Origin of the sequence: Streptomyces geranii (genome assembly GCF_002954775.1) — a bacterium.
In the GTDB taxonomy this organism is placed as follows: Bacteria; Actinomycetota; Actinomycetes; order Streptomycetales; family Streptomycetaceae; genus Streptomyces; species Streptomyces geranii.
On the sequence record NZ_PJME01000016.1, the window covers coordinates 48,116 to 61,753 of the forward strand.

The window sequence follows — 13,638 nt, forward strand, 5'->3', positions numbered from 1 at the left end:
AACGCACACGTGGAACGCCGTACCCTGCTGCGCGCCGCCGTCATCGGCGGTTCGGCGGCCGTCTTCGGCGGCACTTTGTGGCGCGGCGCCGCCCACGCGGCCCCCGCCCAGCCGGGCACCGGCCCGTACGGAGCGCTCGCCGCGCCCGACGCCAACGGCATCAGACTTCCCGCCGGTTTCACCAGCCGGGTCATCGCCCGCTCGGGCCAGACGGTCAGCGGGACCTCGTACACCTGGCACAACGCCCCTGACGGCGGGGCCTGTTACACCGACGGCACCGGCTGGATCTATGTCTCCAACTCGGAGATCAACCCGTCGGGCGGCGCGAGCGCGGTGAAGTTCTCCTCGACGGGCGCAGTCACCTCCGCGTACCGCATCCTGTCCGGCACCCGGCAGAACTGCGCGGGCGGGCGCACCCCTTGGAACACCTGGCTGTCCTGCGAGGAGGTGTCCCTGGGGTACGTCTACGAGACCGACCCCTGGGGCGTCAACGCGGCGACGCAGCGTCCGGCGATGGGCCGCTTCAAGCACGAGGCTGCGGCAGCGGACCCGGTGCGCAAGGTCGTCTACCTCACGGAGGACGAGACGAACGGCCGCTTCTACCGCTTCGTGCCCACGACTTGGGGCAATCTGTCGGCGGGCACCCTCCAGGTCCTGGTGGCCGGAACGGCGACCTCGGGCTCGTACTCCTGGACGACGATCCCCGACCCGGACGGCTCCCCGACGACCACCCGCACCCAGGTCTCCGGCTCCAAGTCCTTCAACGGCGGCGAGGGTTGCCACTACGCCGACGACAAGGTCTGGTTCACGACGAAGGGGGACAACCGGGTCTGGCAGCTCAACCTCCTGACCAACACCTACGAGTTGGCGTACGACGACTCCCTCGTCACCTCGGGCACGGCCCCGCTGACCGGCGTCGACAACATCACCGGTACGGCTTCGGGCGACCTGTTCGTGGCGGAGGACGGCGGCAACATGGAGATCTGCGTGATCACGCCGGACGACGTGATCGCCCCGTTCCTGCGCATCGACGGGCAGTCGGGCTCGGAGATCACGGGTCCGGCGTTCTCGCCGAACGGCAGCAGGCTGTACTTCTCCAGCCAGCGGGGTACGAGTGGCAGCTCCTCGGGCGGGATCACTTATGAGGTGACGGGGCCGTTCCGGGCGTAGCCGAAAGTCGTACGTTCATACGTTTCGTACTGCGCACCGGCGTTGTCAGTGGTGCGCAGTACGTTGCGGGCATGGGCATTTACCTGGTCGACGTCGGTGCGGAGGAATGGTTCGGTGAGGGCGAGGGGAGGTTCGCGGAGATCGCCGCGGGGCTGAACGCGGAGCTGGTCCGGCGTCGGCTGCCGCCGTACGAGTCCGTGCCTGTGGCGGCGGAGTTCGTACGCGGGTCGGGACAGTCCTTCGAGGAGAAGATGGTCCCGTCCATGGACAGCTTCCTCGCGCTGTGCAACTCGCACCTCTCGGACACGGAGACGGAACTGCTCTGCGGCTGGTCGGTCCTGGTCCCGATGCCCCTGGACAAGGAGATCGAGCTGCCGGTCGAATCGTCGTACTCCGAGTCGACGGTGATAGCGGGCGCCCCGCAGGTACTGGCGATCGCCCAGAAGCTGGCGGCGGTCGTCGCGCTGCCGCTGGCCGAGGTCCCGGAGATGTGCGACAACCTGGACCTGACGACCTGGTTCCTGGACGGCGCGGCGGAGAAACTGTCCGCCGCCGCGCCGGGCCCGTGGAGCGAGGATCTGGACGCGTCCTTCTATGTGGCGGTGTACCTGCGTGCGGCACAGCACTCACTCAGACGCGGGTGCCCGATGCGCTACAGCTAAGGGGTCGTCAGGCCGTACCCGTAGGGGAAGAGCGGGTCGTAGTCCCGGTCGCCGACGTTGATCGGTTCCTGGGCCTCGCCGCGGGGCCAGCTGACCGGGAGTTTGCCGGAGAAGGGGCGTTTGCCGAAGAGGACGTCCGCGACTCCGTCGCCCTCGCTGCCGGGGAGCCAGGACATCACGAAGGCGTCCGTCCTGGGGAGTTGGTCGGTGACGATCTGGGTGCGGCCGGCCACGTCGAGGACGACGCAGGTCCTGATCGCGGAGCAGACGCGGTCGATGTTCGCCTTGTCGGCGGCGGAGAGGTTCAGCGTGTGGCCGCCGACGCCGACGTCTCCGACACCCTCGGCGTACGGGGTCTCGCCGATGACGACGACGCCGACGTCGTACCCGGCGGTGGCGGCACTGGCGTCCGAGCTGTACGTGACGTTCCTCGCGTTCTTCCGGATGCCCTGGAGGATGGTCGTACCGGGGAAGGCGGTGTTGCCGGACTGGCCCTGCCAGGTGACGGTCCAGCCGCCGGCCTGGTTGCCGAGGTCGTCGGCGTTGACGCCGGCGACGTACAGGCGCTGCGAGGGCTTGAGCGGCAGGGTCTTGTGGTCGTTCTTCAGCAGCACCTGCGACTCGGCGACCGCGCGACGGGCCACGGCGCGGTGGGCGGCCGAGCCGATGGTGCCGATGTTGGTGCGGTCGGTGTAGGGGCGCTCGAACAGGCCGAGTTCGAACTTGGCCTTGAGGATGCGGGAGACCGCGTCGTCGATCCGCGACAGCTCGACGCGTCCGGCCTGCACCTCGGCGGTCAGGGTCTGGATGAACTGGGGCGCGTTGTACGGCTGCATGAACATGTCCATGCCCGCGTTGACGGAGGTGCGGACCTGGGTGGCGAAGTCGCCGGGGATCTCGCCGATGGCGTCCCAGTCGCTGATGAGGAAGCCGTCGAAGCCGATCTTCTGCTTCAGGACGTCGGTGAGCAGCTCCTTGTGCGCGCTCATCCTGATCGGCTCGCTGCCGGGCACGTCGGTCCACTGGACCGAGGAGTACGAGGGCATGACGCTGCCGACGTCGTGCACCTGGACCGCGGTGACGTAGGGGGCGAGGTCGATCTCGGCGAAGCGCTTGTGGCTGGTCCTCGTGATGCCGCGGTCGATGATGTAGTCGCCGGTGGTCGAGGTGCCGTAGACGGTGTCGCCGTCACCGGCGAAGTGCTTGACGGTGGCCAGGACACGGTCGTTGCGAGCGAGATCCCTGGTGTTGCCACCTTGCAGACCCTCCACGGCGGTGGTCATCCGGGAGACGAGTCGCGGGTCCTCGCCGAAGCTCTCGTAGCTGCGGCCCCAGCGTTCGTCGCGGGTGACGCAGACACAGGGCGCGAAGACCCACTGGGGGCCGGTGGCCCGGGTCTCGGTGGCGGTGATGTGCGCCGCCCGGCGGACCAGCGCCGGGTCGCGGGTGGCGCCCATGCCGATGTTGTGCGGGAAGACCGTGGCGCCGACCAGGTTGCCGTGGCCGTGCACGGAGTCGACGCCGTACAGGATCGGGATGCGCAGCCGGGTCGCGAGCGCGTGCGACTGATAGCCGTCGACCATGTCCGCCCACGCCTCGGGGGTGTTGGGGGAGGGCGCCGAGCCGCCGCCGGACAGCAGCGAGCCCAGGGCGAGGTTCGTGATCCGGCCCTGGTCGTTGTCGACCGACCCCCGCTCGGCCTGGGTCATCTGGCCGACCTTCTCCGCGAGGGTCATCCGGGCCAGGAGATCGGCGACCCGTTGCTTCACGGGCAGCCTCTGGTCGAGATACGGCCGCGTCCCGGCAGGGGCGGTGGTGGTGGCGGAGGAGGCCGGGACGGCCGTACCGACCAGGGCGGTGGCAAGGAGGAGCAGGGCTGCGAAGTGGTGTCGTCTCACGTCGGTACTCCTAGGTGGGGTCCGTGAAACCGTGGGAGTTCCCATCCTTCCGCCCGTCATTTCATTTCAAACGAGACCGTCTCGAATGAGCCAATGCCGGTAATGTGACCGCATGAACGCCGCCGCTCCCCACGGAACCGCCCCCTCCCCCTCCCGGGTGACCGACCGCCCCGGCGACGCCTCCCCCTTCGCGCTCGGCCTGCTGCTGCGCCGGGCGCACTGGCGGGCGGCGTCGGTGATGGAGGAGGCGCTCCGGCCGCTCGGCATCGAGCTGCGCCACTTCGCCGTACTGATCGTGCTGGTCGACCGCGGCCCCACGGCGCAGCGCGACCTGGTGGCGGCGACCGGGTCGGACAAGGCGGGGATCATGCGGGTCGTGGACGACCTGGAGCGCAAGGGGCTGGCCGTACGGAAGTCCGTCCCCGGGGACCGGCGAGTGCGGGCGGTCGAGATCACGCCACAGGGCGTCGAGCTGTTCGACGCGGCACATGTGGCGGCGGAGCCGCTGGCCGAGGGGCTGGTCGCCGGCCTGGGCGCCGGTGAGGCCGAACAACTGGCGGATCTCCTGACCCGGTTCGCGCACCCCTCGGACAGCGAGGTCTAGACGGCGATCCGTTCCGCGACCTCCTTGGCCTTCCTCGCCGCCTCCTCGAAGGCGCGCTCGCGGGAGGCCTCGTACAGCGGGATCAGGTCGGACATGGTGGGGACCCGGGGCGCCAGGGTGAGTTCCGGGACGATGAAGTCGAGGTCCAGGCCGAGGCTCTTCGCGAAGACGGCCTCCAGGTAGTTCCGCACGAACTCGAAGTCCTCGCGCGGGGTGCCCGGCGCGTAGGAGCCGCCGCGGCTGGCCACGACGACGGCCGGGGTGCCGTGGGCGGACGGGTTCTCGCCGACCGTGCGGCCGACCAGGTACACGCCGTCCAGCCATGCCTTGAGGGTCGACGGGATCGAGAAGTTGTACATGGGGGCGCCGATCAGGACGGCGTCCGCCTGCTCCAGCTCCTCGATGAGCCTCTCGCGCAGGGCGAACGCGGCGGACTGCGCCGGGGTGCGCTCGGCCGGGGCGACCAGACCCGCGGTCCAGGCGTCGGCGTCGATGTGCGGGACCGGGTCGGCCGCGAGGTCGCGGTAGATCACCGTGCCCCCGGGGTGCTGCTCCTCCCAGGCCTCCCGGAAGGCCGCCCCGACCGAACGGGACGAGGACGCCGCGCCCGGGAGCACGGACGAGTCGATGTGCAGCAGCGTGGTCATGGCTTTCTCCAGGTGCTCAAGTGACTTGTTCTCACCCATAGTTAAACACGAGAAAGTATCGAATGATACCGTCGCGACTGCAATCGAATTAAGGGCATCGAGCAAAGGTGAGGCAGGACGACCTTGGACGTCTACGAGGCGGTCACCAGCCGACGAGCGGTACGCGGATTCACCGACCGGCAGGTCCCGAGAGAGTCACTGGAGCGCACGCTGTCCGCCGCCGCGTGGGCGCCCTCCGCGTCGAACCTCCAGCCGTGGAACGCCTACGTCCTTACGGGCGGACCGCTGGCCGAGCTGAAGAAGCGCGCCGGGGAGCGGGTGGCCGCGGGCGACCCCTGGGACGAGCCGGAGTACGAGCAGTACCCGCCCGCCCTCAAGTCCCCGTACCACGACCGCCGTTCGGCCTTCGGCGAGCAGCGTTACGGCGCCCTCGGCATCCCGCGCGAGGACCTGGAGGCACGCCAGCGGGCCGCCTCCGCGAACTGGGACTGCTTCGGCGCCCCCGCCGCCCTGTTCTGCTACATCGACCGCGACCTGGGCCCGGCCCAGTGGTCGGACGTCGGCATGTACCTGCAGACGGTGATGCTGCTGCTGCGCGCCGAAGGGCTGCACAGCTGTACGCAGATGGCGTGGGCGAAGTACCACCGGACGGTCGCGGAGGTCGTGTCACCGCCGGCGGAGCTGCTGCTCTTCTGCGGGATGTCGATCGGTTTCGAGGACACCACCACGACACCCCCCGCCCCGCGCACGGGCCGGGCACCGCTGACCGAGACGGTCACGTTCGTCGACGATCTAGAGTGACCTGTATCACATTGATTGCATTCGTTCTCCAAGTGAAGATTCCTTCACCAACAGCACCGGCACAACGGAGTGGCCATGACCGCCTCACCCCTGCTCTTCCTGCACGGTTACTGGCACGGTTCCTGGTGCTGGAGCGAGGTCGCCGCCAGGGTGACGGCGACCGGCCGGCCGGCGGTCGCGGTGGACATGGCGGGGCACGGACTGTACGCCCGCAGGCCCGAGTGCCTCTCCCGGCGCCCCTTCGACCCCGACGCGGTCGCGACGGAGGTCTCCCCGGTGGCGGGCGTCGGCCTGGACGAGGCGGCCGAGCTGCTCGTCTCGCAGATCAGGCAGGTCGGCCGGGGCGCTCCGGTCACCGTGGTGGCGCACAGCATGGGCGGCACGGTGCTGACCCGTGCGGCCCAGCAGGCGCCCGAGCTGGTCGACCGCATGGTGTACCTGACGGCGTTCATGCCGGCGTCGGACGTCCCGGCCATCGCGTACATCCAGTCGGCGGAGAACGAGGGCGAGCTGGTGGGCCCGTCGCTGCGTGCCGACCCCACCGCGATCGGCGCACTGCGCTTCGACCTCGCGTCGGAGGACGCCGCCTACCGGGAGCAGCTGCGCCAGGCCTTCTTCGGGGACGTGGACCCGGCCGCCGCCGACGCCGCGCTCGCCCTGCTGTCGCCCGACGCCCCGGTGGGCATCGCGACGGGTTCCACCACCCTGACCGCGGGCGCCTGGGGCTCGATTCCGCGCACCTACGTCACCTGCGCGCAGGACATGGCCGTACGCCCCGCGGTGCAACGTCGGCTCATCGCGGAGGCCGACGCGGCGTTCCCGGACAACCCGACCTCCGTGGTGGCACTGGACGCCTCCCACTCGCCGTTCCTGTCGATGCCGGACCAGGTCGCGGAAATCGTCACGAATCTGGTGTGACCCAGCTCACATCGACGGTCTGTCACTTCCGGTGCGGGCCGTCTGTCCCATGGGCGTCACCGGCACCCGAGCCGGTGCCCGACCTTGGGAGAACCGATGAACAGCGACCACCGCATCGTCGTCCTCGGCGCCGGCTACACGGGCATGTTCAGCGCCGTCCGGCTGGCCCACCGCACCCGCCGGACCGGTGTGACGATCACCTTGGTCAACCCGTCCAGCCGGTTCGTCGAGCGGCTGCGGATGCACCAGATCGCCGCCGGGCAGGAGCTGGCCGTCCACCGGATCCCCGAGCTGCTCGCCGGAACCGGCGTCACCTTCGTCCAGGGCGCCGCCACCGCCATCGACCCCGAGGCCCGGCGGATCACCCTCGACGGCGGCGCCGGGACCCTGGACTACGACACACTCGTCTACGCGCTCGGCAGCTCGACCGACACGGGCCGGGTTCCCGGCGCCGACCTCCACGCGTTCACCCTCAACAGCCCTGAGATCGCCGGTGAGTTCGCCGCGCGGCTCACCGAGATCGCCGCGTCCGGCGGCACGGTCACCGTCTGCGGCGGCGGCCTGACCGGCGTGGAGGCGGCCGGCGAGATCGCCGAGGCCCACCCCGGTCTGCACGTCACGCTGGTCAGCCTGGACGAGCCCGGCGCCATGATGGGCGACAGGGCCCGCGCGTACCTCCACGGCGCGCTGGACCGCCTCGGCGTCACGCTGGAGACCGGCAGCCGGGTCACGAAGGTGCTGCCCGACGGCGTAGAACTGGCCGACGGCCGGCTCGTCCGCTCCGACGCCTGCCTGTGGACCACCGGCGTCAAGGTGTCGCCGCTCGCCGCCGACGCCGGGATCGCCACCGACGACCACGGTCTCGTCCTGGTCGACGCGACACTGCGGTCGGTCTCCCACCCGGAGATCCACGCCGTCGGTGACGCCGCCGCCGTCCGGCTGGCCTGGGGACAGCTCCACGGCACCTGCCAGAGCGGTCTGCCCACGGCCCAGTACACCGCCGACACCATCGCGCGGCTCGTGCGCGGCAAGCGCGTCAAGCCGTTCCGCTTCGGCTACTTCCACCAGCCGGTCAGCCTCGGCCGCCGTGACGCCGTCATCCAGTTCACCAGGGCCGACGAGACACCCCGCCGTCTGCACCTCACCGGCCGGATCGCCGTCGCGTACAAGGAGACGGTCAGCGGCAGCCCGCTCACGACCTACCGGGTCAGCAAGCGGATGAACGTCACGACCATCGTCTCCAAGGGCGGTCGCGCCACCCGAAAGCCCGTAGCGTGACGGGCACTTGGGCTGCCTGCGCCATGATCCCGGGTCTTGCCGCCCCGGTCACGGCGCTGGCAGCATGAGCCGATGGCCGACGCCGGGAACGAGAGCGCCAGGAACAAGGACAGGGCCCCCGTGGACACCGCCGACCAGCGGGGTCCGTACGCCCAGCAGGATCCGTACGACGAACGAGACCCGTACCTCGAACACCGTCGGCTGCTGTTCGCCACCGCCTACCGCATGCTGGGCAGTGTCACCGACGCCGAGGACGTCCTCCAGGACGCCTGGCTGAGCTGGAGCACCGTGGACCGCGACTCGGTCCGCCACCCCAAGGCCTACCTGGTGCGCACGGTCACCAACCTGTCGCTGAACCGTCTGACCTCCGCACGCGCGACCCGCGAGACCTACGTCGGCCCATGGCTCCCCGAGCCCCTGCTGACCTCGCCCGACATCGCCACGGAGACGGAACTGGCCGACAGCGTCTCCACCGCGATGCTGGTCGTCCTGGAGACCCTCAGCCCCGTCGAACGCGCCGTCTTCCTGCTCCGCGAGGTCTTCGGTTACGCGCACGCCGAGATCGCGGAGACCCTCGAACGCCCCGAGCCGACGGTCCGCCAGATCGCCCACCGCGCCCGCGAGCACGTCCAGGCCCGCCGCCCCCGCTACGACGCCGACCGCACCCGGCGCAGGCAGATCACGGACCGGTTCCTGGCGGCCTGCTCGGGCGGCGACCTGAACGCCGTGATGGAGCTGCTCGCGCCCGAGGTCACCGCCTGGTCCGACGGCGGCGGCAAGGTCACCGCGGCCCGGCGTCCGCTCCACGGCACCGACCGGGTCGCACGCTGGCTCGTGGGTTTCCTGGCGAAGCCCGAACTGGCCGCCCTGGTCATGGAACCGGCCGTCATCAACGGCGAACTCGGCGTCCTGGCCACCCTCGACGGCCACACGGTCGGCGCCCTCTCCTTCGACCTCCTGGACGGCCACATCCAGAACCTGCGCTTCCAGGTCAACCCCGACAAGCTCAGCGGCCTGACCCCCGACAACAGCCTGGCGCTGTCCTGACGCGAACGGACGAGAGGGCGGCACTCCCCGCACAGGGGTGCCGCCCTCTCTCGTGCTCCGGAACCGCCGCCTGTCGCTGAGGGTCGGGGTGACAGGCGGCAGTTCCGGCGTTCGAGTGGCCCTCAGCGGGCCCTCAGTCGGCCCTAGCGGTGATCACTCCCCGCCGAGGACGAAGCCGCCCGCCCCGCCTCCAGTCGCGCCACCGGGATCCGGAACGGCGAGCAACTGACGTAGTCCAGCCCGACCTCGTGGAAGAAGTGCACCGACTCCGGGTCGCCGCCGTGCTCGCCGCACACGCCCAGCTTCAGGTCCGGGCGGGTCGCACGGCCCGCCTCCACCGCCGACTTGACCAGCGCGCCCACGCCGTCGCGGTCGATCGTCTCGAACGGGGAGACGCCGAAGATGCCCTTCTCCAGGTACGCCGTGAAGAACGAGGCCTCCACGTCGTCCCGGCTGAAGCCCCACACCGTCTGCGTCAGGTCGTTCGTGCCGAAGCTGAAGAACTCGGCCGCCTCCGCGATCTGACCCGCCGTCAGGGCCGCGCGCGGCAGCTCGATCATCGTGCCGATGGAGAGCTTCAGGTCCGTACCCGTCGCCGCCTCCACCTCCGCGATGACCTGGTCGGCCTCCTCGCGGACGATCTCCAGCTCCTGGACCGTGCCGACGAGCGGGATCATGATCTCCGCGCGCGGGTCGCCCTTCGCGTTCTTGCGCTCGGCAGCCGCCTCCGCGATGGCGCGGACCTGCATCGTGAACAGGCCGGGGATGACCAGGCCGAGGCGCACACCCCGCAGGCCCAGCATCGGGTTCTGCTCGTGCAGCCGGTGCACCGCCTGGAGCAGGCGCAGTTCGTTCTCGTGCGGGTCCTTCCGCGACTCCGCGAGCGCCACCCGTACCGACAACTCCGTGATGTCCGGCAGGAATTCGTGCAGCGGGGGGTCCAACAGGCGGACCGTGACCGGGAGTCCGTCCATCGCCGAGAACAGTTCCACGAAGTCCTGCTTCTGGAGCGGGAGCAGCGCCTTCAGGGACTCCTCGCGCTCCACGTCCGTGTCGGCGAGGATCAGCCGTTCCACCAGCTCGCGCCGGTCGCCGAGGAACATGTGCTCCGTACGGCACAGGCCGATGCCCTGCGCGCCGAACCGCCGTGCGCGCATCGCGTCCTCGGCGTTGTCCGCGTTGGCCCGGACCCGCAGGCGGCGCTTGCGGTCCGCGAAGGCCATGATCCGGTGGACGGCCTCGACCAGTTCGTCGGCGTCGTTGGCGCCCGCGTGCATCCGGCCCTCGAAGTACTCCACCACCGGCGAGGGGACCACCGGGACCTCGCCCAGGTAGACCTTGCCCGACGAGCCGTCGATGGAGATGAGGTCGCCCTCCTCCACCACATGGCCGCCCGGCACCGTCATCCGGCGCCGCTTCGTGTCGACCTCAAGCTCCTCCGCGCCGCACACACACGTCTTGCCCATGCCGCGCGCCACCACCGCCGCGTGGGACGTCTTGCCGCCGCGCGACGTCAGGATGCCCTCGGCCGCGATCATGCCGTCGAGGTCGTCGGGGTTGGTCTCCCGGCGGACCAGGATGACCTTCTCGCCCGAACGCGACCACTTCACCGCGGTGTACGAGTCGAACACCGCCTTGCCGACCGCCGCGCCCGGCGAGGCCGCAATGCCCCGGCCGACCTGCGCGACCTTCGACTCCTCGTCGAAGCGCGGGAACATCAGCTGCGCCAACTGCGCGCCCGTGACGCGCTGGAGCGCCTCCGCCTCGTCGATCAGGCCCTGGTCGACCAGCTGCGTGGCGATACGGAACGCCGCGCCCGCCGTGCGCTTGCCGACGCGCGTCTGGAGCATCCACAACTGGCCGCGCTCGATGGTGAACTCGATGTCGCAGAGATCCTTGTAGTGGTTCTCCAGCGTGTCCATGATCTTCATCAGCTGGTCGTACGACTTCTTGTCGATCTGCTCCAGCTCGGCCAGCGGAACCGTGTTGCGGATGCCCGCGACCACGTCCTCGCCCTGCGCGTTCTGCAGGTAGTCGCCGTACACGCCCGCGTGGCCGCTGGCCGGGTCGCGGGTGAACGCGACGCCCGTGCCCGAGTCGTGGCCCAGGTTGCCGAAGACCATCGAGCAGACGTTGACCGCCGTGCCGAGGTCGCCCGGGATGCGCTCCTGGCGGCGGTAGAGCTTCGCGCGGTCGGTGTTCCAGGAGTCGAACACCGCGTGGATCGCGAGGTCCATCTGCTCGCGCGGGTCCTGCGGGAAGTCGCGGCCCGCCTCGGTCTTGACGATCTTCTTGAACTTGGTGACCAGCTTCTTGAGGTCCGCGGCCTCAAGCTCCGTGTCGACCGCGACCTTCTTCGCCGTCTTCGCCGCGTCCAGCGCGTCCTCGAACAGCTCGCCCTCGACGCCGAGGACCGTCTTGCCGAACATCTGGATCAGCCGGCGGTACGAGTCCCATGCGAAGCGCTCGTCACCGGCCTGCTTGGCGAGGCCCTGGACCGACTTGTCGGAGAGCCCGATGTTCAGCACCGTGTCCATCATCCCGGGCATCGAGAACTTCGCCCCGGAGCGGACGGACACGAGGAGGGGGTCGTCGGCCTGGCCGAGCTTCTTGCCCATGCTCTGTTCCAGGGCGTCGAGGTGCGCACTCACCTCGTCACGCAGTGCCGCCGGCTCCTCGCCGCTGCCCAGGTAGACCTTGCAGGCTTCGGTCGTGATGGTGAAGCCGGGGGGAACGGGGAGTCCCAGATTGGTCATCTCGGCGAGGTTCGCACCCTTGCCACCAAGGAGGTCCTTGAGGTCCTTGTTTCCCTCGGTGAAGTCGTAAACGAACTTGACTACGTGGGGTTCTTTGTTTTCCGACACGGGTCTCGACTCCCTCGGGACGCGGTGGCTGCCCTGACGGCGAGGAACATACCCAGATCGAAGGCGTCTGGGTACGTCCACTTGCGTGTCATGCGCCTGTAACCAGCCGTCCGCCAGCAGATCCAAAGTCAAGGCTTGGCAAGCGGTGGAGGGCGCATGTTTTCACTTCTTGAACGCACTGGCAGGCACATGCCCATTTTGTCGCTCACATGAGCAGATGGCAACACGTCTGAGTTTCATCGATGAACGATCAAAGGGTGGCACTGAGTGCCACCCTTTGAGAAGTGCAGTCGCTCAAGATCCGCTCATCTGAGCGCAACCCCTATCAGGGGTGGCGAGAATCACGCGCGAATCAGGGACCGGATTTCACCATGCGGACGCCGACCCGAACCGGAAACACCCCCGTCACAGGCCTCTTCGGCCGTTGACCCGGTTCACACACCGAGCGCCGACAGCCGCTCCTCCACCCGCTCAGGTGCGTACAGATGCTCGACGACCATCGCCCCGGCCCCCACCAGCCCCGCCCGCTCCCCCAGCCTCGACGTCACCACGTCCAGATGAGCGGTCGAACGCGGCAGCGCCCGCTGGTACAGCAGCTCCCGTACGCCGGTCAGGAACGGCGTGCCCGCCAGGTCCCCGGCGATCATCAGCACGCCCGGGTTGAGCAGCGTCACCACCGTCGCCAGTACGTCCCCCACACTCCGGCCCGCCTCGCGCGCGAGCGCGACCGCCTCCGGGTGCCCGGCCGCGAGCAGCTCCCGTACGTCCGAGCCGGACGCCGCCGGCACCCCGGCCTCGGCCAGCCGCCGCGCGACGGCGCCACCGCTCGCGACGGCCGCCAGACAGCCGTACGACCCGCACCGGCACAGCGCCTCGGCGCCCTGCGGAACGCGGATGTGGCCGATGTCCCCGGCGCCGCCGTCGATGCCCCGGAAGACGGAACCGCCCACCACGACCCCCGCGCCGATGCCCGTCGAGACCTTGACCAGCACGAACGCCGAGCAGTCGGGGTGTGCGGTGCGCTGTTCGCCGTACGCCATGAGGTTGGCGTCGTTGTCCACCAAAACCGGGACCGTCGCCGCGGTCGGCTCGTCCGTGTGTTCGGCGAAGGCGCGGGCCAGGCGGGCCCTGATGTCGTAGCCGTCCCAGCCGGGCATGATCGGCGGCTGGACGACGCGGCCCGTGTCCGTGTCGACCGGGCCCGGGACCGCGAGGCCTATCCCGCAGACCTCGGAGGGGCCGTGGCCGGCCTTCGGGAGGAGCTGGGCGAACCAGCGGCCGAGTTCGCCGAGGACGACCTCGGGGCCGTCGTCGACGGCCAGGCCGCCCGAGTGTTCCGCGAGCAGCTCACCCGTGAGGGTCAGTACGGCGGCGCGGGCATGACGGGTGTCGAGGTCGGCGGTGAGGACGACGGCGTGGGCGTCGTCGAACTCCAGGGTGATCGAGGGGCGCCCGCCGAGCGGCGAGTCGACCGGGCCCGAGGCACCCTCGCGCAGCCAGCCCGCGCGGAACAGCCGGTCCAGGCGGTGGCCGACCGTCGCGCGTGAGAGGCCCGTCACCTGTTGCAGGGCACCGCGAGTCGTGGCACGCCCGCTGCGTACCAGTTCGAGCAGATCGCCCGCGCTCGCCTGAGCACGACTACTCATGCGCACCCCCTTGTGTTTCTCAAGCGTGCATTACATATTGAGTTCTGCGTGTTAAATAGACGTAACTCTACGGTGGCCGCGACCGAACCGGTCAGGCCGAACG

Annotated in this window: 10 protein-coding genes and 1 pseudogene; 7 read left to right on the top strand and 4 right to left on the bottom strand. The window is 70.0% G+C overall.

What is annotated here, in order from left to right; all coding sequences use genetic code 11:
- Positions 1 to 9 precede the first annotated feature (9 nt).
- Together CW359_RS22020 and CW359_RS22025 are read left to right on the top strand one after the other, a co-directional pair.
- Positions 10 to 1,170: an alkaline phosphatase PhoX gene (locus CW359_RS22020; RefSeq protein WP_105971797.1), complete on the top strand. Its 1,161-nt coding sequence runs from the start codon at positions 10 to 12 to the stop codon at positions 1,168 to 1,170.
- A gap of 71 nt (positions 1,171 to 1,241) precedes the next feature.
- Entirely contained in the window at positions 1,242 to 1,832 is a 591-nt protein-coding gene (locus CW359_RS22025; protein ID WP_105971798.1) for a hypothetical protein, read from the top strand.
- 2 nt (positions 1,833 to 1,834) lie between these two features.
- On the opposite strand, the pseudogene CW359_RS22030 reads toward CW359_RS22025, so the two are convergent.
- A pseudogene (locus tag CW359_RS22030) lies at positions 1,835 to 3,781 on the bottom strand (glycoside hydrolase family 3 protein); the annotation flags it as partial.
- A gap of 61 nt (positions 3,782 to 3,842) precedes the next feature.
- On the opposite strand from CW359_RS22030, the gene CW359_RS22035 reads away from it, so the two are divergent.
- Entirely contained in the window at positions 3,843 to 4,334 is a 492-nt protein-coding gene (locus CW359_RS22035; RefSeq protein WP_105971800.1) for a MarR family winged helix-turn-helix transcriptional regulator, read from the top strand.
- Here CW359_RS22035 and CW359_RS22040 read toward each other — a convergent pair.
- Entirely contained in the window at positions 4,331 to 4,981 is a 651-nt protein-coding gene (locus CW359_RS22040) for an FMN-dependent NADH-azoreductase (protein ID WP_105971801.1), read from the bottom strand. The genes CW359_RS22035 and CW359_RS22040 overlap by 4 nt on opposite strands.
- 123 nt (positions 4,982 to 5,104) lie before the next feature.
- On the opposite strand from CW359_RS22040, the gene CW359_RS22045 reads away from it, so the two are divergent.
- From CW359_RS22045 to CW359_RS22060, 4 genes are all read left to right on the top strand, one after another.
- On the top strand, positions 5,105 to 5,782 hold the full coding sequence (locus CW359_RS22045; RefSeq protein WP_105971802.1) for a nitroreductase: 678 nt from the start codon (positions 5,105 to 5,107) through the stop codon (positions 5,780 to 5,782).
- Between the two features lie 75 nt (positions 5,783 to 5,857).
- Positions 5,858 to 6,700, top strand: coding sequence for an alpha/beta fold hydrolase (locus CW359_RS22050; RefSeq protein ID WP_105971803.1), 843 nt, complete (start codon positions 5,858 to 5,860; stop codon positions 6,698 to 6,700).
- Positions 6,701 to 6,796: 96 nt separating this feature from the next.
- Positions 6,797 to 7,978 carry an NAD(P)/FAD-dependent oxidoreductase gene (locus CW359_RS22055; RefSeq protein WP_105971804.1) on the top strand — a complete coding sequence of 394 codons (1,182 nt, stop codon included), beginning with the start codon at positions 6,797 to 6,799 and terminating at the stop codon, positions 7,976 to 7,978.
- Positions 7,979 to 8,203: 225 nt separating this feature from the next.
- On the top strand, positions 8,204 to 9,025 hold the full coding sequence (locus CW359_RS22060) for an RNA polymerase sigma-70 factor (protein ID WP_232838533.1): 822 nt from the start codon (positions 8,204 to 8,206) through the stop codon (positions 9,023 to 9,025).
- A 143-nt stretch (positions 9,026 to 9,168) separates the two neighbouring features.
- On the opposite strand, the gene ppdK is transcribed toward CW359_RS22060, so the two are convergent.
- Complete coding sequence (ppdK, locus tag CW359_RS22065; RefSeq protein ID WP_105971805.1) at positions 9,169 to 11,889, bottom strand: pyruvate, phosphate dikinase; 2,721 nt, start codon at positions 11,887 to 11,889, stop codon at positions 9,169 to 9,171.
- 434 nt (positions 11,890 to 12,323) lie between these two features.
- Positions 12,324 to 13,535 (bottom strand): ROK family protein, encoded by a 1,212-nt coding sequence (locus CW359_RS22070; protein ID WP_105971806.1) that lies wholly within the window; start codon positions 13,533 to 13,535, stop codon positions 12,324 to 12,326.
- Between the last annotated feature and the right edge of the window lie 103 nt (positions 13,536 to 13,638).